Source organism: Streptomyces sp. WAC 06738, from assembly GCF_003945505.1.
In the GTDB taxonomy this organism is placed as follows: Bacteria; Actinomycetota; Actinomycetes; order Streptomycetales; family Streptomycetaceae; genus Streptomyces.
Window position 1 is genome coordinate 1510450 of record NZ_CP029618.1, and the last position, 21734, is coordinate 1532183.

At 72.5% G+C, this 21734-nt stretch carries 16 protein-coding genes and 1 pseudogene; 2 read left to right on the plus strand and 15 right to left on the minus strand.

Translation table 11 applies throughout. The annotated features are described in order from the left end of the window. Window positions 1-3 precede the first annotated feature (3 nt). The gene (locus DMB38_RS06285) at window positions 4-909 is read right to left on the minus strand and encodes a helix-turn-helix domain-containing protein (protein ID WP_125934300.1); all 906 of its coding nucleotides are present in this window, start codon (window positions 907-909) and stop codon (window positions 4-6) included. Between the two features lie 148 nt (window positions 910-1057). Between DMB38_RS06285 and DMB38_RS06290 the strand changes: the two genes are divergently transcribed. Then, complete coding sequence (locus tag DMB38_RS06290) at window positions 1058-2815, plus strand: beta-galactosidase family protein (RefSeq protein ID WP_125934301.1); 1758 nt, start codon at window positions 1058-1060, stop codon at window positions 2813-2815. A 9-nt stretch (window positions 2816-2824) separates the two neighbouring features. Here DMB38_RS06290 and DMB38_RS06295 read toward each other — a convergent pair whose 3' ends face one another. Further along, window positions 2825-3295: a PPOX class F420-dependent oxidoreductase gene (locus tag DMB38_RS06295; RefSeq protein ID WP_047015199.1), complete on the minus strand. Its 471-nt coding sequence runs from the start codon at window positions 3293-3295 to the stop codon at window positions 2825-2827. Between the two features lie 79 nt (window positions 3296-3374). Here DMB38_RS06295 and DMB38_RS06300 point away from each other — a divergent pair, with 79 nt between their 5' ends. Beyond that, window positions 3375-4292 (plus strand): hypothetical protein, encoded by a 918-nt coding sequence (locus DMB38_RS06300; protein ID WP_125934302.1) that lies wholly within the window; start codon window positions 3375-3377, stop codon window positions 4290-4292. Between the two features lie 48 nt (window positions 4293-4340). Here DMB38_RS06300 and DMB38_RS06305 read toward each other — a convergent pair whose 3' ends face one another. The 13 genes and pseudogenes from DMB38_RS06305 to DMB38_RS36645 form a co-directional block, all read right to left on the minus strand. After that, window positions 4341-5168 carry a carbohydrate ABC transporter permease gene (locus tag DMB38_RS06305; RefSeq protein WP_047015201.1) on the minus strand — a complete coding sequence of 276 codons (828 nt, stop codon included), beginning with the start codon at window positions 5166-5168 and terminating at the stop codon, window positions 4341-4343. Beyond that, window positions 5165-6157, minus strand: coding sequence for a sugar ABC transporter permease (locus tag DMB38_RS06310; protein ID WP_047015202.1), 993 nt, complete (start codon window positions 6155-6157; stop codon window positions 5165-5167). Before DMB38_RS06310 ends, DMB38_RS06305 begins: the two co-directional genes overlap by 4 nt. Window positions 6158-6191: 34 nt before the next feature. Beyond that, complete coding sequence (locus DMB38_RS06315; RefSeq protein WP_125934303.1) at window positions 6192-7493, minus strand: sugar ABC transporter substrate-binding protein; 1302 nt, start codon at window positions 7491-7493, stop codon at window positions 6192-6194. 261 nt (window positions 7494-7754) lie between these two features. Further along, window positions 7755-9302 carry a PQQ-dependent sugar dehydrogenase gene (locus tag DMB38_RS06320; protein ID WP_125934304.1) on the minus strand — a complete coding sequence of 516 codons (1548 nt, stop codon included), beginning with the start codon at window positions 9300-9302 and terminating at the stop codon, window positions 7755-7757. 263 nt (window positions 9303-9565) lie between these two features. Then, window positions 9566-11026 (minus strand): glutamate synthase subunit beta, encoded by a 1461-nt coding sequence (locus DMB38_RS06325; RefSeq protein ID WP_125934305.1) that lies wholly within the window; start codon window positions 11024-11026, stop codon window positions 9566-9568. Next, window positions 11019-15605: a glutamate synthase large subunit gene (gene gltB / locus DMB38_RS06330; RefSeq protein ID WP_125934306.1), complete on the minus strand. Its 4587-nt coding sequence runs from the start codon at window positions 15603-15605 to the stop codon at window positions 11019-11021. Before gltB ends, DMB38_RS06325 begins: the two co-directional genes overlap by 8 nt. Before the next feature lie 323 nt (window positions 15606-15928). After that, window positions 15929-16657: a VIT1/CCC1 transporter family protein gene (locus DMB38_RS06335; RefSeq protein WP_125934307.1), complete on the minus strand. Its 729-nt coding sequence runs from the start codon at window positions 16655-16657 to the stop codon at window positions 15929-15931. 384 nt (window positions 16658-17041) lie between these two features. Next, complete coding sequence (lgt, locus tag DMB38_RS06340) at window positions 17042-18076, minus strand: prolipoprotein diacylglyceryl transferase (protein ID WP_125934308.1); 1035 nt, start codon at window positions 18074-18076, stop codon at window positions 17042-17044. Between the two features lie 98 nt (window positions 18077-18174). Next, window positions 18175-18948 carry a thioredoxin domain-containing protein gene (locus DMB38_RS06345; RefSeq protein ID WP_276314943.1) on the minus strand — a complete coding sequence of 258 codons (774 nt, stop codon included), beginning with the start codon at window positions 18946-18948 and terminating at the stop codon, window positions 18175-18177. 38 nt (window positions 18949-18986) lie between these two features. Next, complete coding sequence (locus DMB38_RS06350; RefSeq protein ID WP_125934309.1) at window positions 18987-19310, minus strand: hypothetical protein; 324 nt, start codon at window positions 19308-19310, stop codon at window positions 18987-18989. A gap of 92 nt (window positions 19311-19402) precedes the next feature. Next, a complete protein-coding gene (gene trpA / locus DMB38_RS06355) occupies window positions 19403-20236 on the minus strand; it encodes a tryptophan synthase subunit alpha (RefSeq protein ID WP_125934310.1) in 834 nt (277 codons plus the stop codon). Beyond that, window positions 20233-21474, minus strand: coding sequence for a tryptophan synthase subunit beta (gene trpB / locus DMB38_RS06360; protein WP_125934311.1), 1242 nt, complete (start codon window positions 21472-21474; stop codon window positions 20233-20235). The genes trpA and trpB overlap by 4 nt, the downstream gene beginning before the upstream one ends. Next, a pseudogene (locus tag DMB38_RS36645) lies at window positions 21449-21640 on the minus strand (hypothetical protein); the annotation flags it as partial. The pseudogene DMB38_RS36645 and the gene trpB, both read right to left, overlap by 26 nt. Between the last annotated feature and the right edge of the window lie 94 nt (window positions 21641-21734).

The window sequence follows — 21734 nt, forward strand, 5'->3', positions numbered from 1 at the left end:
CGGCTACCCGGGGCCCCGGCCCCGCGGGGTCCGTTCGGCCACCGGCGGGTCCCCCGTGTCCGGCGCGCGGTCGCTCCAGCCGCCCGGTGCCGTGCGGCCCTGCTGGTCGCGGAAGCGCACCGGCGCCACCCCCACCCGGCGGGTGAACAGCCGCGAGAAGTACGCCGGGTCGTCGTATCCCACCCGCCGGGCGACCGCCGCGATCGGCAGCTCCGTGGCGGCCAGCAGTTCCTTCGCCCGCCCGAGCCGTATCCCCAGCAGGTAGTCCTTCGGGCTGCACCCCGCCGCCCGCCGCACCGCGGAGCGCAGCTCCGCCGTCGTCATCCCGTGCCGCGCCGCGTGCTCGGCGACGGAGAGCGGCAGGAAGGCGTCGCGGGCCAGCGCCGGCAGCACCGGGTCGCCGTCCGGGGCCATGTCCGCGCGCGACCGGCGCAGCGCCACGAGCAGGTCGTGCACGGCGGCGGACGTCTCGACCTCCAGCATCGGGTTGCCGCGGCGGGCGGCGCGGGCGATGCGGGTGACGACGGTGCGCGGCCCGGTGGCGTCGCTGAGCGGCACCACGGGCCGCTCCGGCTGGACGTAGCCCAGCTCGGTGTACGCGGCCACGGCGGACCCGGTGAAGTCGACGAACGCCTCGTCCCAGCCGGTCGCGGGGTCGGGCCCGTAGTGGTGGACGGCGCCCGGGGTGAGCCAGAGGAGCGCGGGCGCCGCGACGTCCAGCACCGGTCCTTCGCCGTTCCGGAACCAGCCGCGGCCGCTGCTGATGACGACGGCGACGTGGTGATCGAGCGTGCGCGGCCCCACGACCGGCAGGTGGCCGTACTGCAGCCCGACTCCCAGGCAGACCAGGCCGAGCTTGCGGTGCACCGGGCCGGGGGTGAAGTAGCGCATCCACGTGTGGTGGCTCATCTCCCGCCCTCCTTGCATCGCCGCCGCCGGATCCGGACACCGGGACCGAGCGCCGAGTCCAAGCACCGTCGATCTTTGTCCATGGACGGGCGGGTGGCCAGGGGGCGAGAGTATTTGCCCGGCAATCGGCGACGAACGGCGGGAATCGGTGCCTGAGTTCACGGTGGAAGGCGACAGTTTTCTTCTCGACGGGAGGCCGGTGCGGCTGCTGTCCGGGGCCATGCACTACTTCCGGGTGCACGAGGCGCAATGGGGCCACCGCCTCGCGATGCTCCGCGCGATGGGCCTGAACTGCGTCGAGGCGTACATCCCGTGGAACCTGCACGAGCCGCACCCCGGCCGCTACGAGGACGTGGCGGCGGCCGGCCGCTTCATCGACGCCGCGCAGGCCGCGGGGCTGTGGGTGATCGTCCGCCCGGGTCCGTACATCTGCGCCGAGTGGGAGAACGGCGGGCTGCCGCACTGGCTGACGGGCCCGCTGGGCGTGCGGGTGCGCACCCGCGACCCGGAGTTCCTGGCCGCCGTGGACGACTGGTTCGACGCCGCGCTGCCGCAGGTCGCCGCCCGCCAGGTGACGCGGGGCGGTCCGGTGCTGATGGTGCAGGTGGAGAACGAGTACGGCTCGTACGGGAGCGACCGCGCCTATCTGCGCCACCTCGCCGACGGGCTGCGGGCCCGCGGCGTGACCGTGCCGCTCTTCACGGCGGACGGGCCCGAGGACCACATGCTCACCGCCGGCTCGCTGCCCGGCGTGCCGGCGGCGCTCACCTTCGGCTCCGGTGCCCGGGAGGCGTTCGCGACGCTGCGCCGGCACCGGCCTGACGGGCCGCTGATGTGCGCGGAGTTCTGGTGCGGCTGGTTCGACCACTGGGGTGCGGAGCACGTCGTACGGGAGCCGGCGGACGCGGTGGCGGTGCTGACGGAGATCCTCGACTGCGGCGCGTCGGTGAACTTCTACATGGCGCACGGCGGCACCAGCTTCGGCGGCCGGGCGGGCGCCAACCGCGCGGGCGACCTGCACCGCGGGGCGCTGCAGCCGGACGTCACGTCGTACGACTACGGCGCGCCGGTCGACGAGTACGGCCGGGCCACGCCGAAGTTCGAGGCGTTCCGCGAGGTGCTGGCCCGGTACGCGGCCGGCCCTCTCCCCGAGCCGCCGCCCCCGCCCCCGGCCCTCCCCGCGGCCGTGCCGGCGCCGGTCGACGGGCACGTCCCCGCGGCGCGGGTGCTGGCGGCGCTGGGCGGCCGGGAGCGGGAGCACGGGGTGCCGCCGACGTTCGAGGAGCTGGACGTCGACCGCGGTCTTGTCCGCTACCTCTTCCGCATCCCGGGCCCGAGGCGCCCGTACCCGCTGCTGGTCACCGGGCTGCGGGACGTGGCGCTTGCGTACGTGCGGGACGCGGCCGGCGAGCGGCGGATCGCGCTGGCCGGGGAGGAGGCGCCGCTCGGGGACGTCGCCGGGCCGGCCGAGGTCGAGGTGTGGGTGGAGTCGCTGGGCCGGGTCAACTACGGCCCGCGGCTGGGAGAGCAGAAGGGGATCACCGGCGGGCTGCTGCACGAGCGCCAGTACGTGCACGGCGTACGGGCCCGGGGGCTGCGCCTCGACGCCTTCGACGACACAGAGGCGGTGGCGGCGCTCCCGTACGGCCCGCCGGACGAGGGCGGCACGGGGCTGTACCGGGCGTCGGCACGGATCACGGAACCGGGCGACGCGGCGCTGGCGCTGCCCGGCTGGGGCCGGGGCTGGGCGTGGGTGAACGGCTTCTGCCTGGGCCGCTACTGGGCCGCGGGACCGCAGGAGTCGCTGTACGTCCCGGGACCGGTGCTCCGCTCGGGCGTCAACGAGGTGCTGCTGCTGGAGCTGGTCGAGCCCGGCGGCGAGCCGCTGCTCGCCCCGCCGCCGTGACCCGCGGGGCTACGCCCCCTCCGACAGCCGTGCCGGGAAGCCCCCGGTGGCCACGGGGCCCCACCGCTCCGGCGTGATCCGGATCAGCGACTTCCCCTGCCGCACCATGGCCTCGCGGTACTCGTCCCAGTCCGGGTGCTCGCCCGCGATGTTGCGGAAGTACTCCACGAACGGCTCCACGTCCGCCGTCGCGTCGATCACCTCCGCCGCGCCGTCGACCTGCACCCACGGCCCGTCCCACTCGTCGGAGAGCACCACGATCCCGACCCGCGGGTCGCGCCGCGCGTTGCGGGTCTTGGCCCGTTCCGGGTACGTGGACACGACGATCCGCCCCGCGTCGTCCACGCCGCAGGTCAGCGGCGACGCCTGCGGCGAGCCGTCGGCCCGCCGGGTGAGCAGCAGGGCCCGGTGCCTGGGCCGTACGAAGTCGAGCAGCCCGGCGAGGTCGACCCGGGTGTTGGTGGCGATGTTCGGACTCATGCGCGTCACGATACGTCGCGCCGGGCGGCGCGGCGCGGGGCCCGTACAGTGGGCTGGAGTCGGACCCTGGGGGTCGCCGGTGAACAGCGCGAGCGAGGTCGTGCACGGCTTTCCGCATCTGCGGACCGTGCGGTCGGCCCTGACGGCGCTCTACCGGCGGCTCACCGCCGACCTCCTCCACGCCGACTTCCCCGTCAGCGTCCCCCCGGCCGACGTCGCCCTGGCCGCCGACGAGGATCTGCACCTCGGCGTCCAGCGCGTGGCGCACGCGCTGGTGCAGCATCTGCGGCTGCCGGACGCGCGGGTGATCGTCGGCTTCCGGGAGATGCCGGAGGCCGCGGTCGTGGAGCTGGCCGCGGGCCCGGAGTACTTCGTCGAGCTGAACCCGCGCTTCCGCGAGCACCGCAGGGACATCGGCGGGGCGCTGGCGCACGAGGTGATGCACGTCTATCTGGACCGCCTCGGCCTGTCCTTCCCCCAGACCGCGGAGAACGAGATCCTCACCGACACCGCGACCGCCTACCTCGGCGCGGGCTGGCTGCTGCTGGACGCCTTCCGGGAGGGCGGCGGCGCCTCGCAGCGGTTCGGCTATCTGACGCCGGAGGAGTTCGGCTACGTCGTCGCCAAGCGCGCTCTGGCCTTCGGCGAGAACCCGGAGGTCTGGTTCACCAGCCCGCAGGCGTACGAGGCGTACACCGCCGGCATGGACCTGGCCCGCCGGGACGCCGCCCGCCCGCCGCTGACGGCCGGCGGCCGGCTGGGCCGGCACCGGTACACCCGGGACCGCAGGCGGGCGCAGGAGCTGTTCCTGCGCGCGGCGGACGGCGGGCTGACGACGACCGCCGCCCCCGTCGACGGCTACGCCTTCGAGGCCGGGCCCCCGATGCGGGTGTCGTTCCCGTGCCCCGTCTGCCACCAGCGGATCCGGGTGCCGGTACGCGGATACGTACGGGCGCGCTGCGGGCTGTGCAAGGCGGTGCTGGAGTGCGATACGTGACCGGCCCGCGGCACCCGTGGGAGCCGCGGGCCGGTACGTGCCGCGTCCTCAGCCCTTGATCGCCCCGGCCGCGAGACCGGAGGCCAGCCGCCGCTGCACGATCACGAAGAAGATCAGCACCGGCAGCGTGATCAGCGTGGAGCTGGCCATGACCGGCCCCCACGCGGTGTCGTTCTCGCCGAAGAACTGGTAGATCCCCACGGCCGCCGTGTACTTCTCGCTGTCCTTCATGAACGTGTACGCGAAGACGAACTCGTTCCAGGCGGTGATGAACGCGAAGACGCTGGTGGCCACCAGACCGGGCGCCACCAGCGGCAGCAGCACGGACCAGAACATCCGCGGCCAGGTGCAGCCGTCGATGTACGCCGCCTCCTCGACCTCCTTCGGCACGGTGGCGACGAACCCGCGCAGCGTCCAGATCGCGAACGGCAGCGACAGCGCGATGTAGACGATCGTGAGCCCGAGCAGGCTGTTGAGCATCTCGTAGTCGCGCATCTGCAGGAAGAGCGGGATGACCAGCGCCTCCAGCGGCACCATCTGCACGATCAGGATCATGATCAGCACGGAGGTGCGGAACGTGAAGCGGAAGCGCGCCACGGCCACGGCCGCGAAGAGCGACAGCGCGGCGGCGGCCAGGATGGTGCCGAGGCCGACGATCGCCGAGTTCAGCAGGTAGCGGTCGAAGTCGCCCTCGTTCCACACCCGGCTGAAGTGCTCGAACGTGACGCCGCTGGGCAGCAGGTCCGAGCCCCGCGAGGAGGCCCGCGGGTCCAGCGCCGTGCTCATCATCCAGTAGACGGGGAAGAGGGTGAAGATCAGCAGCCCGGCGACGGCGGCCGGCAGGCCGATGCGCGAGCCGATCGAGGTGCGCTTCACAGGTCCTCCTCCCCCTGCCGGAAGAGCGTACGGATGTAGACGAGGGTGATGGCGATGAGCAGCAGGGTGAGCATCACCGCGGCGGCGGCGCCGGCCCCGTAGTCGTTCTTGGCGAACGCCTCGATGTACGAGTACACGCCGAGGTTCATGACGTCCTCGTTGCTTCCGCTGCCGCCGGGCATGAGGAAGATCTGGGTGAAGACCTTGAAGTCCCAGATGGTCGAGAGGATGGTCACGACCAGGAAGATCGGCCGCAGGGCCGGCACGGTGATGCGCCAGAAACGCTGCCAGGCGCTCGCGCCGTCGATCATCCCGGCCTCGTACAGCTCCTTCGGCACCGTCATCAGGCCCGCGAGCACGGTGATGGCGACGAAGGGGAAGCCGTGGTGGACGACGTTCAGGGTGGCGATGGCGTAGAAGCCGAGCCGCTCGGTGAACCAGTTGGTGGTCTCGGGGTCGATGAGCCCGAGACCGCCGGCCAGCCGGCTCATCAGCCCGTCCTCCGCGGCGAAGAGCCAGACCCAGACGTACGTGCCGGTGACCGCCGGCATCGCCCAGGCGGCCATGATCGCGGTGGAGCAGACCACCCGCCACACGGTGCCCAGCCGGTTGAGCAGCAGCGCGACGAAGGTGCCGAACGCCACCGTGAGGATCACGCAGCCGAACGCGAAGAACGCGGTGTTCGGCAGCACCGTGCGCCACAGCAGCTCGTTGGAGAGCAGGGCGGAGTAGTTGTCGAAGCCGGTCCAGGTGCCGACGCCGCCGCCGAACTTGACCTCGTAGTCCTGCAGCGACAGCTTGCCGACCTCGATCAGCGGCCACAGCAGCAGCCCGGCCAGCACCACGAGGGAGGGTGCCAGCAGCAGCCACGGCCGGGTCACCGTCACCAGCCGCTTGCGGCGGCGGGCGGCGTCGGCGGAGGCGCGGCCGGGCCGCGACGGCTCCGTGGGGGGAGCCAGCGCGACCTCGGCGGCGAGCGAATCCTTCACTGTGTCTTTCCGTGTCCTTGTCCGAAAGCGGGGTCTACTCGGACTTGGCGAAGATGTCGTCCATCTCGCCGGCGGCCTTGTCCGCTGCCTCCTGGACGCTCTGGTCGCCCTTGAGCACGGACTGGACCAACTTCAGCACCACCTGGCTGGCCTGGATCTCGCCGTAGGCGGTGGTCTTGGGGACGGTCGCGCCGGCCTCCATCATCTGCTTGGCGAACGGCTCGACCAGCGGGTCGCCCTCGTCGGCGATCTTCTTCAGGTCGGTGTTGGTGCCGGGGAAGTAGTTCGTCTGCTTGGCCCACTCGGCGGCGAACTTGCCGGTGGTGGCCATCTTGACGTACTCCCAGGCCAGTTCCTTCTTGTCGCTGTCGAACGTCGACAGGTAGGAGCCGCCGAGGAACGACGGGCTCATGCCGCCGTCCTTGCCGGGGATCGGCGCGGCGGCGATCTTGCCCTCCAGCTCGGGGGCCTCGTCGAGGAAGGTCTTGGGGGTCCAGTTGCCGGAGATCGTCATCGCGACGTTCCCCTTGGTGAACTCCTGGGCCACCTCGTCCTCGCGCCAGGTGGTGACCTTCGCCGGGGACAGCTTGTCCTTCGTGGCGAGGTCGGTGTAGAACTGCAGGCCCTCGACCGACTCCGGCGAGTTGATGGCCGACTTCCAGGTGTCGCCGTCCTGCACGGCGGGCTCACCGCCCGCGCCCCAGACGAAGGGCATCGCGAACATCTCGGCCCCGCCGGCGACGGGGAACGAGATCATGTCCGGCTCCTCCTTCTTCAGGGTGAGCGCGACGTCCCGGAGCTCTTCCCAGGTCGTCGGGGCCTTCAGGCCGTGCTTGTCGAAGATGTCCTTGCGGTAGACGAGGCCGCGCACGCCCGCGTACCAGGGCATGCCGTACTGCTTGCCCTCCAGCGTGCCCGCGTCCTTCAGCCCCTCGACCAGGTCCTGGTCGAGACCGGCGTCCTTCACCTGGTCGGTGACGTCCACCAGGCCGCCGGTCTCGGCGAACTGGGGCACCCAGGTGGTGCCGACCTCGGCGACGTCCGGCACCTGGTCCGGGCCGCCCTCGATCGCAGTGGTGAACTTGCGCTGGGCGCTCTCCCACTGCTGGTACTCGACGTTGACCTTCGCGCCGGTCTTCTTCTCGAACTCCTTGTTCAGTTTGTCGAAGAAGGGCTCGGCATCGGGGTTGGTCCCCTTCATGATCCAGACGTCGAGGGTCTTGCCCTTGCCGTCCAGTGCGTCGCCGCCGCCGTCCCCATCGTCGGAGTCGCTGCCACAGGCGGCGAGCCCCAGCACCATTGCGGCGCTCACGGCGCCGATGACGAACTTCCGCATGAACCGCTCCCGCTCTCCAGTGAGCCGAACCTGAACTTGTCTAGACCAGCAGGACGGTATGGAGTGGTTTAACCAGGGTCAAGGGTGGTTTCGAGGTGATGCCGAACCGTTGTCTGAGGTGCCGCCGAAGCGTCCATCCGACAATTGTCCGACCTTTGGCGTTGCGCGCTGTGCATCCGAAACTATCATCGCCATTTTCTTACCGCCCGCCTCCGGCGCGCGACCGGAGGCGGGCGTGGAAGCGCTTGCTATCGCGAAGCGTCAGCCGGCGGCCCTAGCGGAAGCGGTCAGCGTGCAGGCGTCGCCGTTGAGCGTGGCGCGCTTCGGCGGCGAAACATCACCCGTATGGCTCGCCAGATAGCCCAACGAGACGCTCTCCCCCGGCTCGATCACCGCGTTGTGCGCGGCGTTGGCCGCGGTGATCATGTCGCTGCCCTGGAAGAGGTCGGTGTTCCAGTCCGAGATCACGGTCTGGCCGATCGCCAGCGGGAACTTCAGCGTCCAGCCGTCTATCGGCGTGCTGCCGGTGTTGGTGAGCGTCAGATCCGCGGTGAGGCCGCCGCCCCAGGTGGTCGAGACGACGTCCAGCGCGCAGGTCGGCCGCTGCCGCTCGAAGGCGACCTTGTGCAGCCCGCCCGGCAGGTCGTTGACGACGTAGAACTCGCCGTCGACCGTCTCGCCCACGTCGGTGATCTGGGTCGGGAACTGGCCGATCTCCGCCTGCTCGTAGCCGCCCCGGCCGTCCGGGCGCAGCGCCCAGACCGCCGACGAGCAGTAGTCGGTGCCGATGTACGTGCCGCCCAGCAGGCCGGCGTACCGCTCGCCGCGGTAGACCCGGCCGCCGACCACGGCGCAGCCGCCGGTCTGCGGGGAGTAGGTGAACACGGGGTCGGTGTAGTCGGCGTCCCCGGTGCACTGGGCCTCGTCGAAGACCTGGAAGCCCTCGCGGCAGGACCAGCCGAAGTTCGCGCCCGGCTGCTCCGGACGGGCGACGTGGTCGATCTCCTCCCAGCGGCCCTGGCCGACGTCGCCGAGCCACAGCGAGCCGTCCGCGGGGTCGAAGGAGAAGCGCCAGGGGTTGCGCAGCCCGTACGCCCAGATCTCCGGGCGGGCGCCGGCGGTGCGGGTGAAGGGGTTGTCCTCCGGCACGCAGTACGGCAGGTCGCCGCAGGTCCGGTTCACGTCGATGCGCAGCAGCTTGCCCAGCAGGGTGTCGAGGCGCTGGCCGCTGTCGAACGGGTCGCCGGCGCCGCCGCCGTCGCCGATGGTCCAGTAGAGGTAGCCGTCGGGGCCGAAGGCGATCGTGCCGCCGTTGTGGTTGCTGTACTCGGCGTGCTCCTGGGCGAGCAGCACCTCCAGGCCGCCGTCGTCGAGGCCGTAGCGGGCGAGGGTGATCGCCCCGTCGGGCAGCGCGCTGTAGACCACGTACAGGTCCTGGACCTCGGGGAAGGCCGGGTCGGGGACGATGGCGAGCAGCCCGCGCTCGTTGCCGGACTCGTCGACGACGTCGGTGAGGTCGGCGACGGGCTCCGGGGCGAGGCCGGTGTCGGGGTGGTAGGCGCGGACGGTGCCGCGCTTCTCGGCGATGAAGAGCCGGCCGCTGCCGTCATCGGGCGCGGCGATGTCGATGGGGCGGCGCAGTCCGGAGGCGACCTGGGTGGTGGTCACCGCCAGCTCCTCCAGCGGGACGTCGGCGGCCGGCCCCGATCCGGTGACGGTCGGTTCTGGGGCGGCGGCGGCCGTGAGCGGGGCGAACAGGGCGAGCACTAAGGCGAGGAACAGCGGTGCCGTCGAGCGACGTCTGAGCATGTGGACTCCTGGGATACGAACGGGAGTTGCAGGACGGCGCACCTTCCCGGAAGGTATCCGTTACGCCCCGGCCGCACCAGACCGCAGCCATCCCGCCCGCCCCGCCCGCCCCCGCGGCCCCACCGCACCCCCCGGACGCGCCCCCGGACGCGCCGAGGCGCCCGCCTCAACGGTCGGGGAGAGGCAGGCGCCGCGGGTCTTGCTGTTCCGTACCTCGTTGTACGGGACATCCCGAGGACATCGCTGTGCGGTGCGGCCGGGCGTCAGACCACCAGCGCCCGGTCCGTCGGCCGGATCGGCGCCGGCAGGTCGCTGGCGCCCGTCAGCATACGGTCCACGCCGCGCGCCGCGGAACGCCCCTCGGCGATCGCCCAGACGATCAGCGACTGACCGCGCCCGGCGTCGCCGGCGACGAAGACGCCGGGGACGCTGGTGGCGTAGTCCGCGTCGCGGGCGACGTTGCCGCGCGCGTCCAGCTCCAGGCCGAGCTGCTCGACCAGACCGTTCTCCCGGTCCACGCCGGTGAAGCCCATCGCGAGCGTGACCAGCTCGGCCGGGATCTTCCGCTCGGTGCCCGGCACCGGCTTGAACCCGCCGTCCTCGAACCGCACCTCGACCAGGTGCAGGAAGGCCACGTTGCCGTCCTCGTCGCCCTCGAAGTGGGTGGTCGAGACGGAGTAGACGCGCTCGCCGCCCTCCTCGTGGGCGGAGGTGACCTTGTACGTCATCGGGTAGACCGGCCACGGCTGGCCCTCGGGGCGCTCCTCCGACGGCCGCGGCATGATCTCCAGTTGGGTCACGGACGCCGCGCCCTGCCGGTGCGCGGTGCCGACGCAGTCGGCGCCGGTGTCGCCGCCGCCGATGACCACGACGTGCTTGCCCTCGGCGGAGATCGGCGGGGTGACGTAGTCGCCCTCCTGGACCTTGTTGGCGAGCGGCAGGTAGTCCATCGCCTGGTGGATGCCGGCCAGCTCGCGGCCCGGCACCGGCAGGTCGCGGGCGGTGGTGGCACCGGCGGCGACGACCACGGCGTCGTAGCGCTTGCGCAGCTTGGCGCCGTCGATGTCGCGGCCGATCTCCACGCCCGTACGGAACTTGGTGCCCTCCGCCCGCATCTGCTCGACGCGCCGGTTGATGTGCCGCTTCTCCATCTTGAACTCGGGGATGCCGTACCGCAGCAGCCCGCCGATCCGGTCGGCGCGCTCGTACACCGCGACCGTGTGCCCGGCCCGGGTCAACTGCTGCGCGGCGGCCAGCCCCGCCGGGCCCGAGCCGATGACGGCGACCGTCTTGCCCGACAGCCGCTCCGGCGGCTGCGGCGTGACGGCGCCGGCCTCCCACGCCTTGTCGATGATGGTGACCTCGACGTTCTTGATGGTCACCGCCGGCTGGTTGATGCCCAGCACGCAGGCCGTCTCGCACGGCGCCGGGCACAGCCGCCCGGTGAACTCCGGGAAGTTGTTCGTCGCGTGCAGCCGCTCGCTGGCGGCGGTCCAGTCCTCGCGGTAGGCGTAGTCGTTCCACTCGGGGATGAGGTTGCCCAGCGGACAACCGTTGTGGCAGAAGGGGATGCCGCAGTCCATGCAGCGGCCCGCCTGCTTGCTGATGACGGGCAGCAGCGAGCCCGGGACGTAGACCTCGTTCCAGTCCTTGACCCGCTCGGCGACGGGCCGGGTCTCGGCGACCTCGCGGCCGGTGGTCAGGAAGCCCTTGGGGTCAGCCATGGAGCGCAGCCTCCATCATCTTCTCGTGCGTCTGGGCCTCGGTGAGGCCGGCCCGCTCAGCGGCGTCCTTGGCGGTGAGCACTGCCTTGTACGTGGACGGGTAGACCTTGCTGAAGCGGGCGACGCCCGCGTCGGGGGCGTCCCACTCGGCGAGCAGCTTCCCCGCGACGGTCGAGCCCGTCTCCTCGTGATGGCGGCGCACCACGTCGTGCAGCCACTCCCGGTCGGCGTCGTCCAGCTTCTCGACGGCGGCGAGGTTGCCCTCGTTGACGTTGTCCGGGTCGAGGTCGAGGACGTACGCGACGCCGCCGGACATGCCGGCCGCGAAGTTCCGCCCGGTCTCGCCCAGCACGACGGCCTGGCCGCCGGTCATGTACTCGCAGCCGTGGTCGCCGACGCCCTCGGCGACGACGAGCGCGCCGGAGTTGCGGACGCAGAACCGCTCGCCGACCTTGCCGCGCAGGAACATCTCGCCGCCGGTGGCGCCGTACGCGAGGGTGTTGCCCGCGATGACGCTGTACTCGGCGAGGTGCTCCGCGGCGCGGTCCGGCCGGACCACGAGCCGGCCGCCGGACAGGCCCTTGCCGACATAGTCGTTGGCGTCGCCCTCCAGCCGCAGCGTGACGCCGCGCGGCACGAAGGCGCCGAACGACTGTCCCGCGGAGCCGGTGAAGGTGATGTCGATCGCGCCGTCGGGCAGTCCTTCGCCGCCGAACTTCTTCGTCACCTCGTGGCCGAGCATGGTGCCGACCGTGCGGTTGATGTTGCGGATCGCCACCCGGGCCCGTACGGGCTGGGCCTCGGCGGCGGACGGCGCGGCCAGGGCGTCGGCGGCGAGCTTGATCAGCTCGTTGTCGAGCGCCTTCTGAAGGCCGTGGTCCTGGCCGGTGACCTGGTAGCGCGCGGCGCCGTCCGGCAGCTCCGGGACGTACAGCAGCGGCGCCAGGTCCAGGCCCTGCGCCTTCCAGTGGTCGACGGCGCGGCTGATGTCCAGCACCTCGGCGTGGCCGACGGCCTCGTCCAGGCTGCGGAAGCCCAGCTCGGCCAGGAGCTCGCGGACCTCCTCGGCGATGAACTCGAAGAAGTTGACGACGTGTTCCGCCTGGCCGGTGTAGCGCTCGCGCAGCACCGGGTTCTGGGTGGCGATGCCGACCGGGCAGGTGTCCAGGTGGCACACGCGCATCATCACGCAGCCGGAGACCACCAGCGGCGCGGTCGCGAAGCCGAACTCCTCGGCGCCGAGGAGCGCGGCGACGACCACGTCGCGGCCCGTCTTGAGCTGGCCGTCGGTCTGCACCACGATCCGGTCGCGGAGCCCGTTGAGCAGCAGCGTCTGCTGGGTCTCGGCGAGACCCAGCTCCCAGGGGCCGCCGGCGTGCTTGAGCGACGTCAGCGGGGAGGCGCCGGTGCCGCCGTCGTGTCCCGAGATCAGCACCACGTCGGCGTGCGCCTTGGACACCCCGGCCGCGACCGTGCCGACGCCGACCTCGCTCACCAGCTTCACGTGGATGCGGGCCTGCGGGTTGGCGTTCTTCAGGTCGTGGATGAGCTGCGCCAGGTCCTCGATCGAGTAGATGTCGTGGTGCGGCGGCGGCGAGATGAGGCCGACGCCGGGCGTGGAGTGCCGGGTCCTGGCCACCCACGGGTACACCTTGTGGCCGGGCAACTGGCCGCCCTCGCCGGGCTTGGCGCCCTGCGCCATCTTGATCTGGATGTCGTCGGCGTTCACCAGGTACTCGCTGGTGACGCCGAAGCGGCCGGAGGCCACCTGCTTGATCGCCGAGCGCCGGGCCGGGTCGTACAGCCGGTCGGCGTCCTCGCCGCCCTCGCCGGTGTTGGACTTGCCGCCGAGCTGGTTCATCGCGATCGCCAGCGTCTCGTGCGCCTCCCGCGAGATGGAGCCGTACGACATGGCGCCGGTGGAGAACCGCTTGACGATCGCGGCGACGGGCTCGACCTCGTCGAGCGGCACCGCCGGGCGGTCCGACGCCAGCCGGAAGAGCCCGCGCAGCGTCATCAGCCGCTCGGACTGCTCGTCCACGCGCTGCGTGTACTGCTTGAAGATGTCGTAGCGGCGGGTGCGGGTCGAGTGCTGCAGCCGGAAGACCGTGTCCGGGTCGAAGAGGTGCGGCTCGCCCTCGCGGCGCCACTGGTACTCGCCGCCGATCTCCAGGTTGCGGTGGGCCGGGGCGATGCCGGAGGCGGGGTACGCCTTGGCGTGGCGGGCGGCGACCTCCCGGGCGATGACGTCGAGTCCCGCGCCGCCGATCTTCGACGTGGTGCCGTGGAAGTACGTGTCCACGAACTCCTGGTCCAGGCCGATGGCCTCGAAGACCTGCGCACCGCGGTACGAGGCGACGGTGGAGATGCCCATCTTGGACATCACCTTCAGCACGCCCTTGCCCAGCGCCTTGATCAGGTTGCGGATGGCCGTCTGCGCATCGCCGTCCGGGCCGCCCTCGATGAACGTGCCGGCGCGGACGAGGTCTTCGACGGACTCCATCGCCAGGTACGGGTTGACGGCGGCGGCCCCGTAGCCGATGAGGAGCGCGACGTGGTGCACCTCGCGCACGTCGCCGGCCTCGACCAGCAGGCCGACCTGGGAGCGCTGCTTGGTGCGGATCAGGTGGTGGTGGACGGCTGAGGTGAGCAGCAGCGACGGGATCGGGGCGTGCTCGGCGTCGGAGTGCCGGTCGGAGAGGACCAGCAGCCGGGCGCCGGACTCGATGGCCGCGTCGACCTCGGTGCAGACCTCCGCCAGCCGGTCGGCGAGCGCCTGGCCGCCGCCCTGCACGCGGTAGAGCCCGGAGAGCGTCACGGACTTGAAGCCCGGCATGTCGCCGTCGGCGTTGACGTGGATGAGCTTGGCCAGCTCGTCGTTGTCGAGGACGGGGAAGGGCAGCGTGACCGTACGACAGGACGCGGGCGTGGGCTCCAGCAGGTTGCCCTGCGGGCCCAGCGCCGAGTGCAGCGAGGTGACCAGCTCCTCGCGGATCGCGTCCAGCGGCGGGTTGGTGACCTGCGCGAAGAGCTGGGTGAAGTAGTCGAAGATCAGCCGCGGCCGGTCCGAGAGTCCCGCGAGCGGGGTGTCGGAGCCCATGGAGCCGATCGGCTCCGCGCCGGTGCGCGCCATGGGCGCGAGCAGGACGCGCAGCTCCTCCTCGGTGTAGCCGAAGGTCTGCTGGCGGCGGGTGACCGAGGCGTGGGTGTGCACGATGTGCTCGCGCTCGGGCAGCTCCGGCAGCGCCACGATGCCGGCGTCCAGCCAGTCCCCGTACGGGTGCTCGGCGGCCAGCTCCGCCTTGATCTCGTCGTCCTCGACGATGCGGTGCTGCGCGGTGTCGACCAGGAACATCCGGCCGGGCTGCAGCCGGCCCTTGCGCACGACGCGGTCAGGGTCGAAGTCGAGCACGCCGACCTCGGAGGCGAGCACGACCAGCCCGTCGTCGGTGACCCAGTAGCGGCCGGGGCGCAGGCCGTTGCGGTCGAGGACGGCGCCGACGAGGGTGCCGTCGGTGAAGCTCACGCCCGCCGGACCGTCCCAGGGCTCCATGACGGTGGAGTGGTACTGGTAGAACGCGCGCCGGGCCGGGTCCATGGACTCGTGGTTCTCCCACGCCTCCGGGATCATCATCAGCATCGCGTGCGGCAGCGACCGGCCGCCCAGGTGCAGCAGCTCCAGCACCTCGTCGAAGGAGGCGGTGTCGGAGGCGCCGGGGGTGCAGATGGGGAAGACCCGCTCCAGGTCGTGCTCCCCGAAGAGCTCCGAGGAGAGCTGGGACTCCCGCGCGCGCATCCAGTTGCGGTTGCCCATGACCGTGTTGATCTCGCCGTTGTGCGCGATGTAGCGGTACGGGTGGGCCAGCGGCCAGCTCGGGAAGGTGTTGGTGGAGAACCGGGAGTGCACGACGCCGATGGCGGTCGTCAGCCGGCGGTCCGACAGGTCCGGGAAGAACGGTTCGAGCTGCCCGGTGGTGAGCATGCCCTTGTAGACGAGGGTGCGCGAGGACAGCGAGGGGAAGTACACGTCGGTCTCGCGCTCGGCGCGCTTGCGCAGCACGAACGCGGACCGGTCCAGCTCGATACCGCTCTTGCGGGCCGCCGGGTCGGCGCTCTCGACGAAGAGCTGGGCGAACGACGGCATGGTCGCGCGGGCGCCGGCTCCGAGCAGTTCGGGCGCGACGGGCACCTCGCGCCAGCCGAGGACCCGCAGGCCCTCCTCGGCGGCGATGGCCTCGACCCGCTCCCGTACGGCGGCGGCCTCGTCCTCGGCCACGGGCAGGAAGGCCATGCCGACGGCGTACGAACCGGCGGCCGGCAGCGGGAAGCCGGCGGTGGCGCGGAGGAACGCGTCCGGGACCTGAAGCAGGATGCCGGCGCCGTCGCCGGTGTCGGGGTCGGAGCCGGTGGCACCGCGGTGTTCCAGGTTGCGCAGCACCGTCAGCGCCTGCTGGACGAGTGCGTGGCTGGCCTCCCCGCTCAGCGTGGCGACGAAGCCGACCCCGCAGGCGTCGTGCTCGTACCGGGGGTCGTACAGCCCCTGCGCTGCAGGGCGGGCCGCCTGGGATGCGTGCCGCATCGGCTCTCCCGTCGTCGTCGTGGCAGTGATGCGTGCCGAGGGACGACGTTGGCCCTGGCCGAAATTTCGTGCAGGTTACATGATGACCTGCAGCTCAGGAAGCGGATACCGCGTATCAGCATCCGGACACCCCTGGTCGGGGAGTGCACCCCGCCGCGCGGGGGATCTGCACGGTTCGTGCAGGACGAAGCGCGGGCGGCACTGCCCGCGGTCCCCGTCACATGCCCGCGGAGGTCCGGTTCGAAACGCGGGGGTAATAGATCAGAAGTGCGGGCAGATCGCTTTCGAGGATACGGGATCCGGCCGCGCCCGCGGTCCGGCGATCAGCCCCCGACCGTGGCTCCGAAGAGGGCGCCCAGACCGTACGTGACGGCCGCCGCGGCGCCGCCGAGGAGCAGTTGCCGCAGCCCGCTGTACCACCAGGTGCGGGCCGTGATCCGCGCCACCGCCGCGCCGCAGGCGAAGAGCCCGGCCAGCGCGAGCAGCACCGCGGGCCACAACGCCGTCGCGCCCAGCAGATACGGCAGCACCGGCAGCAGCGCGCCGACGGCGAAGGAGCCGAACGACGACAGGGCCGCCACCAGCGGCGACGGCAGGTCGCCCGGGTCGACGCCCAGCTCCTCCCGGGCGTGGATCTCCAGCGCCTGCTCCGGGTCCCGCATGAGCTGTCTGGACACCTCGGCGGCCAGCTCCGGGTCCACCCCGCGGGACTCGTACAGGTCGCTCAGCTCTTGCAGCTCGTCCTCCGGATGCCGGCTGAGCTCGCGCCGCTCCACGTCCAGCTCGGCGAGGACCAGCTCGCGCTGGGAGGCGACGGAGGTGTACTCCCCCGCGGCCATCGAGAACGCGCCGGCCGCCAGCCCCGCGAGGCCGGTGAGCACGATCGTCGTGGACGAGACCGAGCCGCCGGCCACGCCGGTGATCAGCGCGAGGTTCGACACCAGCCCGTCCATCGCGCCGAAGACGGCGGGCCGCAGCCAGCCGCCGGTGACGTCACGGTGGGTATGGCCGTGCCGCTCGGCCGGCCGGCCCGCCTGCAGCCCCGCGGACATGGATCGCGCTCCCCTCGTCGATCTTCAGTTCGACGATACGCGGGGTCCCGGCGGCCCGCCAGCAAGGCAGGCCGTACTCACCTGGGACGACGCACCCCGCCATCCGCCGCCCGCGGTCCGCCGGGGCCGGTGTGTCCGGGGGCGGCGGGGGCGCGAGCGGCTGAGGCGTCAGAGGTGCTGCGGGTCGGACGGGATGCTTCCGGTGCGCGGCGGGGGGTCCGGCAGGCGGAGGTGCCCTTACCGGCCGTATCACCGGGGTTCGGTCGCCGGACTCGCCGGACAGACTCTAGGGGACGATCCGGCCGGGTGACCGGGCCGGACACGGGCGGGGCCGTCGCCGCGGGTGCGGTGACGGCCCTGCCGTGCGTGCGGTGTGCGGGGCGGCTACGTGTGCCGGCCGCGCTCCCCCGCGGGGGCGTCCCCCGCGGTCTTGGCCTCGGCCGCGCCGGCGGTCGCGGGCTCCTGCTCGCCGGCGGCCCCGGAGGCGTCACCGGGCCCGTCCGGTCCTGCCGCCTCGCCGGGCTCGCCGTCCTTCGCGTCGGCCCCGGCCTTCCCGGCGGCGCCGGGCGCGTCCTTCCCGGGGGCGCCGGACTCGTCGGGCGCGGCGGGCTCCACGACCTCCTCGCGGCCCGGCCGCTTCTTCGCCGACACCACGATGTAGAGCACCGCGGCGGCGAAGACCAGGATCGACGTCCAGACGTTGAGCCGCAGCCCGAGGACCTCGTGCGCCTCGTCCACGCGCAGGTACTCGATCCAGCCGCGGCCCGCCGTGTACCCCGCGACGTAGAGCGCGAAGGCCCGGCCGTGGCCGAGGCGGAAGCGCCGGTCGGCCCAGATCACCAGCAGCGCGACGCCGATGCACCACAGCGACTCGTAGAGGAAGGTCGGGTGGAAGGTCTCGGCGGTGCCGGTGACGGAGTGCTCCGCGTCGATCTCGACGGCCCAGGAGACGTCGGTCTGCTTGCCGTACAGCTCCTGGTTGAACCAGTTGCCCCAGCGGCCCAGGGCCTGCGCGAGCGCGATGCCGGGCGCGACGGCGTCGGCGTAGGCCGGGATCGGGATGCCGCGGCGGCGGCAGCCGATCCAGGCGCCGAGCGCGCCCATCGCGATGGCGCCCCAGATGCCGAGGCCGCCCTCCCAGATCTCGAAGGCCTTGACCCAGTCGCCGCCCTCGCCGAAATACGGCTCATACGTGGTGACGACGTGGTAGAGCCGGCCGCCGACGAGGCCGAAGGGGACGGCCCAGATGGCGATGTCCGCGACGGTCCCCGGCCGGCCGCCGCGCGCGATCCAGCGGCGTCCGCCGAGCCAGATGGCCACGAAGATGCCGAGCAGGATGGCGAGGGCGTAACCGCGCAGCGGGAGCGGTCCGAGGTGCCAGACACCGTCGGAAGGGCTGGGGATGTATGCGAGATCCATAGCAGGTCCGACGGTACCGTGCCGCGGCGCGACGCGGGGAGCCCGCGGGGACAACGGCTCCGTAACTCTCCGCGATGTCGCCGCCCCGCAGGGGTGGCTCAGTCCTTACCGGCGTCCTCGACGAGCTGCTTGAAGCTCTCCGGGGTGAGGTTCGAGCCCGGCCCGAGGATGTTCTTCCCCTCCAGCAGGACGGTGGGGGTCGAGTTGTGGCCGGACTTGCCGAACGCCTCGTCGGAGGCGTCGACCCAGCCGTCGAACCTGCCGTCGTCGACGCAGGAGTCGAAGCGCTTGCCGCGCAGCCCGTCGACCTTGCCCGCCAGGTCCTTGAGGTGCCCCTTCTCGGCGAAGGCGTCGTCGTTCTCCGGCGGCTGGTTGCGGAAGAGCACGTCGTGGTACGGGACGAACTTGCCGGCGTTCTGGGCGCAGGCCGCGGCGTTGGCGGAGTTCAGCGAGCCGGTGCCGCCGAAGTTGCCGTCGATGAGCTTGACCAGCCGGTACTCCGTGCGCAGCTTCCCCGCGTCCTCCAGTTCGTTGATCGTCTTGCTGAAGCGGTCCTCGAACTGGCCGCAGGCCGGACAGCGGAAGTCCTCGTACACGGTGAGGGCGGCCGGGGCGGCGGCCTTGCCCGCGGGCAGCGCGAGGCGGTCCTCGCCGACGGCGCCCTTCGGGAACGCGACGGGCTTGTCGTTGGTGTCGCTGCCGCTGTTCTGGCCGATGAGGACGCCGACCACCGCGACCACGGCGAGCACCCCCACCACCGCGGCGAGCACGACCAGCATCCGCCGCCGCTTGTCCATGGACCTCTGCCGCTCGCGCTCGGCCTGCATCCGGTCCCGGGCGGTGCGCTTCCCCTGAGGGTTGTTCTCGCTCACGCCCGGCTATAACGAGGGACCCGGCCCCCGGTGACGGATCAGAACACGCGCCCGTACTGCAGGTAAGCGGCGGCGGCGGAGAGCACCAGCACGACCGAGACGAGGACGAGGCAGACGGTGAGGGCGCGCGGCACCGGCGCATGGGGCATCCGCGGGCGGGGGCGGCGCATCCGGCGCTCTTTCGGTGCCGCCTCGCGCCGGGCCTCCTCGGCGGCGAGCCGCTCCGTCACCTCGTACCACCGCGCGGAGCGCTCCTTCGGCGCGGTGGCCTCTATCTGGCCCAGGGAATCCCTCTGGAACCGCTCCCATATGTCATCGGGCAGACGCGGCTCGTCGTCGGCGCCGGGCTGATTGCCGGCCATCGGGCCCTCCCCTGTGCGGCACGGATCACTACGTCAAGTTTCGCACGTCCGTACCCACCGCGGAGGGCCCTGTGGATATCCGCCCGGGTCGCTCAGCCCCGGCGGCGTACCCCCTCGGCCAGCTCGCCCGCGAGCGCCCGCACGGCCGTGAGGCCCGCCTCGTGGTCGTCCCCCGCGGCCAGCAGCCGCTTGACGAACGCCGAGCCGACGATCACGCCGTCGGCGAACGCGGCGACCTCGGCCGCCTGGTCCGCCGTCGAGACGCCGAGGCCGACGCAGACCGGCAGGCCGCCGTCCCGTGCCGCCTCGGTGGCGCGGGTGCGCCGGACCAAGTCCTGGGCCTCGCGGCCCACGGACTCGCGGGTGCCCGTGACGCCCATCAGCGACGCGGCGTAGACGAAGCCGCTGCCGGCCGCCGTGATGGCCGACAGCCGCTGCTCGCGGCTGCTGGGGGCGACCACGAAGACCGTGGCCAGGCCGTGCTTGTCGGCCGCCTGGCGCCACGGCCCCGACTCCTCGACGGGCAGGTCGGGCAGGATGCAGCCCGCGCCGCCCGCCGCGGCCAGGTCCTCGGCGAAGCGCTCGGGGCCGTAGCGGTCGACCGGGTTCCAGTACGTCATGCAGAGCACCGGGGCGTCCGTCGCGGACTGCACCTCGGCGACCGTGCGGATGACGTCCTTGATCCGCAGCCCGCCGCGCAGCGCGATGTCGTCGGCGGTCTGGATCACCGGGCCGTCCAGCACCGGGTCGCTGTGCGGCAGGCCGACCTCGACGGCGTCGCAACCGCCTTCGAGCATGGCGGTCATGGCCCGTACGCCCGTGTCCACGTCGGGGAAGCCGGCGGGCAGATAGCCGATGAGGGCCGCCCGGTCCTCCGCCTTCGCGGCGGCGAGCACGGCGTCGAGCCGCGCGATGTTGCCCGTCACCGGTCCGCCTCCTCGGCGTCGTAGAGCCCGAAGTAGCGGGCGGCGGTGTCCATGTCCTTGTCGCCGCGCCCGGAGAGGTTGACGACGATCAGGCCGTCGGGCCCCAGTTCGCGGCCGACCTCCAGCGCACCGGCGAGCGCGTGGGCGCTCTCGATGGCCGGGATGATGCCCTCGCTGCGCGACAGCAGCCGCAGCGCCTGCATCGCCTCGTCGTCGGTCACGGCCCGGTACTCGGCGCGGCCGGCGTCCTTGAGGTAGGCGTGCTCGGGGCCGACGCCCGGGTAGTCGAGGCCGGCGGAGATCGAGTACGGCTCGGTGATCTGGCCGTCCTCGTCCTGCAGCACGTACGACCGGGAGCCGTGCAGGATCCCGGGGTCGCCGAGGCTGAGGGTCGCGGCGTGCTCGCCGCTGGTGAGGCCGTGGCCGGCGGGCTCACAGCCGACGAGGCGCACGGCGGGGTGGGGCAGGAAGGCGTGGAAGAGGCCGATGGCGTTGGAGCCGCCGCCGACGCAGGCGACGGCCGCGTCGGGCATCCGGCCCGTGCGGTCGAGCAACTGCTGCCGGGCCTCGATGCCGATGACCCGGTGGAAGTCCCGGACCAGCGCGGGGAAGGGGTGCGGTCCCGCGACGGTGCCGAAGAGGTAGTGGGTGTGCTCGACGTTGGCGACCCAGTCGCGGAACGCCTCGTTGATCGCGTCCTTGAGGGTGCGGCTGCCGGACGTCACCGGGACGACCTCGGCGCCGAGGATCCGCATGCGGGCGACGTTGAGCGCCTGCCGCTCGGTGTCGATCTCGCCCATGTAGACGGTGCACTCCAGGCCGAGGAGGGCGCAGGCGGTGGCGGTGGCCACGCCGTGCTGGCCCGCGCCGGTCTCGGCGATGACGCGGGTCTTACCCATCCGGCGGGTGAGCAGGGCCTGGCCCAGCACATTGTTGATCTTGTGCGAGCCGGTGTGGTTGAGGTCCTCGCGCTTGAGGAAGACCCGGGCGCCGCCGGCCTCCGCGGCGAAGCGCGGCACCTCCGTGAGCGGGCTGGGCCGGCCGGTGTAGTTGACCAGCAGGTCGTTCAGCTCGGCGACGAACGACTCGTCGTCCTTGGCCTTCTCGTACGCGACGGCGACCTCGTCGACGGCGGCGCGCAGCGCCTCGGGGATGAACTTGCCGCCGTACGCGCCGAAGTAGCCTTCGGCGGTCGGCACCTGACGCTCCGGGTCAGGGATGAAGAATTCTGCGGGCATGACTGATCCTCGGTCGGAACGGACGACGGACGGCGTGGGGACACGCCGCGTGCCATCGCATGCCGTTGATCTGGCCCGGCTCGGCCCCGATGTGGTACCTCACCCGCCGCCCGCGCACCCGCCGCGCGGGAGCCCGGCAGCCACGCGGCCGGCACCCGGGGGCGAGGACGCCTCCCGCCTGGAGGACGGAGGCGAGCGCGGCGCGGCGGCCGGCCGCGGCGCCCCGCGGCGGGTGGGGGCGCTCCGCGTACGTGCTCACC

Excerpts from the sequence above, each read along its gene's own strand:
- DMB38_RS06285 (WP_125934300.1), bottom strand. The coding sequence starts at position 909 with ATGAGCCACCACACGTGGATGCGCTACTTCACCCCCGGCCCGGTGCAC.
- DMB38_RS06295 (WP_047015199.1), bottom strand. The coding sequence starts at position 3,295 with ATGAGTCCGAACATCGCCACCAACACCCGGGTCGACCTCGCCGGGCTG.
- DMB38_RS06315 (WP_125934303.1), bottom strand. The coding sequence starts at position 7,493 with ATGCGGAAGTTCGTCATCGGCGCCGTGAGCGCCGCAATGGTGCTGGGG.
- DMB38_RS06320 (WP_125934304.1), bottom strand. The coding sequence starts at position 9,302 with ATGCTCAGACGTCGCTCGACGGCACCGCTGTTCCTCGCCTTAGTGCTC.
- DMB38_RS06325 (WP_125934305.1), bottom strand. The coding sequence starts at position 11,026 with ATGGCTGACCCCAAGGGCTTCCTGACCACCGGCCGCGAGGTCGCCGAG.
- gltB (WP_125934306.1), bottom strand. The coding sequence starts at position 15,605 with ATGCGGCACGCATCCCAGGCGGCCCGCCCTGCAGCGCAGGGGCTGTAC.
- DMB38_RS06335 (WP_125934307.1), bottom strand. The coding sequence starts at position 16,657 with ATGTCCGCGGGGCTGCAGGCGGGCCGGCCGGCCGAGCGGCACGGCCAT.
- lgt (WP_125934308.1), bottom strand. The coding sequence starts at position 18,076 with ATGGATCTCGCATACATCCCCAGCCCTTCCGACGGTGTCTGGCACCTC.
- DMB38_RS06350 (WP_125934309.1), bottom strand. The coding sequence starts at position 19,310 with ATGGCCGGCAATCAGCCCGGCGCCGACGACGAGCCGCGTCTGCCCGAT.
- trpB (WP_125934311.1), bottom strand. The coding sequence starts at position 21,474 with ATGCCCGCAGAATTCTTCATCCCTGACCCGGAGCGTCAGGTGCCGACC.